The following is a 3,263-nucleotide window of genomic DNA, read 5'->3' on the forward strand; positions in this document are numbered from 1 at the left end:
GTCGTCCGCCTCCAGCAGGTCCGACACGAGCACCACCCGTCCCCGACGCCGCAGCCGCTCCCCGGCGCGATCCAGCGCGGCCGCCGCGGGCGCGTCCCCGTCCGCCCGCAGCCCCTCCAGCCGGAGAAGAACATCGTGGAGCTGTCCCCGCCGGGAGCGCGGCGGGAGCGCCAGCTCCGCCCCCGTCCCGAAGGCGGCCAGCCCCACCGCGTCGCCCGCGCCGAGCATCAGGTGCGCGAGCGCCGCGGCCACGTACGCGCCGTAGCGCAGCTTGGGGACGCCCCCCGGCTCCGCGTACCCCATGGAGGCGGTGGCGTCCACGACCAGGACGGCGGACAGGTTGGACCGCTCCCGGAACTCCCGGACGTAGAGCCGGTCCGTGCGGCCGTAGACCTTCCAGTCCAGCCGGCGCACGTCGTCTCCCTGCTGGTACTCCCGGTGCCGCGCGAACTCCTCCCCCGCCCCGTGGTTGGGCGAGCGGTGCAGCCCCGCCACGAACCCGTGCGCCACGGTGCGCGCGACCACGTCCAGCCCGCCCAGGCGCTCCAGCAGCCCGGGGGGGAGGAAGGGGGTCGGTTGCGGAGGCGCCGGGGACATGGGAAGGTCGAGGCTACAGCCCGCTCCGCGGCGGCGCCACGCCCTCCAGGAGCCGTGCGACCAGCGCGTCCGGCGTGACCCCCTCCGCTTCTGCGCTGAAGTTCACCAGCACGCGGTGGCGCAGCACCGGGAGCGCGACGCGGCGCACGTCATCCGGGGTCACGTGGAAGCGGCCGGCCAGCAGCGCCCGGGCCCTCGCCCCCAGGACCAGCGCCTGGCCGGCGCGGGGGCCCGCGCCCCAGCGCACCCAGCGGGCGACCTCGTCCGGCGCACCGGGGGTGCCGGGGCGGGTGGAGCGTACCAGGCGCGCGGCGTACTCCAGGACGTTGGCGGCGGTCGGGACCTCGCGCACGCGGCGCTGCAGCAGGAGCACGCGCTCGGCGTCCAGCACCCGCTCCACCGCCGGCTCGCCCGCGCCCGTGGTGGCCCGCAGGATCTCCACCTCCTCCGCCTCGCTCGGGTAGTCCAGGCGCACGTCCAGCATGAAGCGGTCGAGCTGCGCCTCCGGGAGGGGGTAGGTGCCCTCCTGCTCCAGCGGGTTCTGCGTGGCGAGCACGAAGAAGGGGCGCGGGAGGAGGAGGTCCTCCCCGGCCACGGTGACGCGCCCTTCCTGCATGGCCTCCAGGAGCGCGGCCTGCGTCTTCGGCGGGGTGCGGTTGATCTCGTCGGCGAGGAGCACCTGCGTGAACACGGGGCCGCGGAGGAAGCGGGCGGCGCGGCGGCCGGTGGAGCGGTCCTCCTCGATCACCTCCGTCCCCGTGATGTCGGAGGGCATCAGGTCCGGCGTGAATTGCACCCGCCGGAACTCCAGGTCCAGCGCCTCCGCCAGCGTGCGCACCAGCAGCGTCTTGGCCAGCCCGGGGACGCCCACGAGCAGGGCGTGGCCCCCGGCCAGGAGGCAGAGGAGCACCTCCTCCAGCGCCTCCTCCTGCCCGACGATGCGGCGGCGCACCTGCTCCCGGAGCGCGGCGGCGTCCGCGACGAGCGACTCGATCTCCCTTTCTGCGGTGGCCAGGGCTCCCTCTCGGTGCGGCGGCGGGTGGGCGAACGGGGCGGCGGCCCCGGGTCCGGTTAATCATACCCCCGGGCGCGGCTCCCGGGAAAGGCGGGGCGCGCCGGCCTTCCGCCCCGCGCCGCGACCCCATGGATTCGAGAGGGGTGCGGCATTATCTTCGATGCAGTGCCGGTGTGACGGTCCCCTGTCCCGCACCGCCCCCGCCGATGTCCCGCACCAGGCTTTCCGCGCGGGCTCTCGCCCTCGCGGCGTCCCTCTGCCTCCTCCTGGCGGCGCCCCCCGGGTGCGTCGCCCTCCGCGCTCCAACGGGCCTCTTCGCCGGCGGGGACGGCGACCTCTCCTCCGCGACCCCCGAGCAGCGGCGGCAGGCCTTCTGGGCGGCCGTATCCGACATGGAGATGGTGCGCGCCACGCGCATCGCCCCCGGCCGCGAGCACGCCGAGTTCGCGCGCGGGATGCGCCTGGTCCTCGACGGCCGCATGGCCGAGGCGGAGCAGCGCTTCGCCCCGCTCGCGGGGGAGGCAGTGGACTCGCTGGTCCGCGCCGCGTCGCGCGTGGCGCTGTCCAGCGTCTTCGGATACGACGGGCGGTGGCAGGCGCTCCACGACCTGACCTCCCCCACCGCCGTCCCGGCCGGGATGGTGGGCTTCGAGCGCGCGGGGATCGACGTGTGGTCGGCCTCGATGCGACTGGCCCCGGAGGCGGAGTACCGCATCGCCCCGTTCCCGGTGGCGCTCCGGTTCGAGATCACCGGCACGGGGACGCCCCTCGTCCCGGTGATCGTCAACGGCCGGATCCGGCAGTTCTGGCTGGACACCGGCACCAGCCTCACGCTCGTGGCCTCCGACGTGGCGGCGCAGGCGGGGATCCGGCCGCTCAGCCCCGACACCCTGGAGATCGTCACCAGCGCCGGGCGCATCCGGGCGCTCCCGGCGGCCGTGGAGCGGCTGGAGCTGGGGCCGCTGACCGCCACCGGGCACGCCGTCGCGGTGGTCCCCGCGCGCGAGCTGACCATCCTGGAGACGGTCGCGCCGGGGAAGGTGGAGCGGGTGAAGGTGGACGGGGTGATCGGGATGGACCTGATGCGGCGACTGAACATCATCGTCGACTTCCCCACGCGCGTCGCCCTCCTCTCCCGCCCCCGCAGCGAGCCGGAGCGGAGCCTGCCGCGCAACCTGTTCTGGCTGGGATACCCGGTGGTGCGCGCGCAGGGGCCCGGCGGGGTGCCGCTCTACTTCGCGCTGGATACGGGTGCCGACTCGACCTTCGTCACCCAGAACCTGATGCGCAAGCTCCCGCACCGCCTCCTCGCCCAGCGAACCCGGTTCGTGGCCGGCTTCGGCAGCGACACCACGGTCCGCACTCCCGTGCTTTCGGAGCTGAAGCTCAGTGCCGCGGGGAGGGAGTTCTCCATGCGCCACGTTGCCGTGCACGAGCAGAAGCGCCTGATGCTCTTCGACCTGGACGGGGTCCTGGGCGCGGACCTGGGCGCAGGGCACCGGGTGCGGATCGACATGACGAACGGGATCTTCGAGATCGGCACGCCGCGCCCGCCGCGCGCCACGGAGCGGAGGCCGGGCGGGGCGAAGGAGATCGGCGTCGGCCCGTAGCGGCGGCCGGAGAACGGAACGTCGACGGCGCGAGGGGGCCC

At 75.2% G+C, this 3,263-nt stretch carries 3 protein-coding genes; 1 reads left to right on the top strand and 2 read right to left on the bottom strand.

What is annotated here, in order from left to right; all coding sequences use genetic code 11:
- Window positions 1–597 (bottom strand): DUF58 domain-containing protein (locus VGR37_13760; protein HEV2148463.1); only part of this gene is annotated, 597 nt, incomplete at its 3' end.
- Between the two features lie 13 nt (window positions 598–610).
- Window positions 611–1,549 (bottom strand): MoxR family ATPase, encoded by a 939-nt coding sequence (locus tag VGR37_13765; GenBank protein HEV2148464.1) that lies wholly within the window; start codon window positions 1,547–1,549, stop codon window positions 611–613.
- 269 nt (window positions 1,550–1,818) lie between these two features.
- Between VGR37_13765 and VGR37_13770 the strand changes: the two genes are divergently transcribed.
- Window positions 1,819–3,222 carry an aspartyl protease family protein gene (locus VGR37_13770; GenBank protein ID HEV2148465.1) on the top strand — a complete coding sequence of 468 codons (1,404 nt, stop codon included), beginning with the start codon at window positions 1,819–1,821 and terminating at the stop codon, window positions 3,220–3,222.
- Window positions 3,223–3,263 lie beyond the last annotated feature (41 nt).

The sequence above is a fragment of the Longimicrobiaceae bacterium genome (assembly GCA_035936415.1).
In the GTDB taxonomy this organism is placed as follows: domain Bacteria; phylum Gemmatimonadota; class Gemmatimonadetes; order Longimicrobiales; family Longimicrobiaceae; genus JAFAYN01.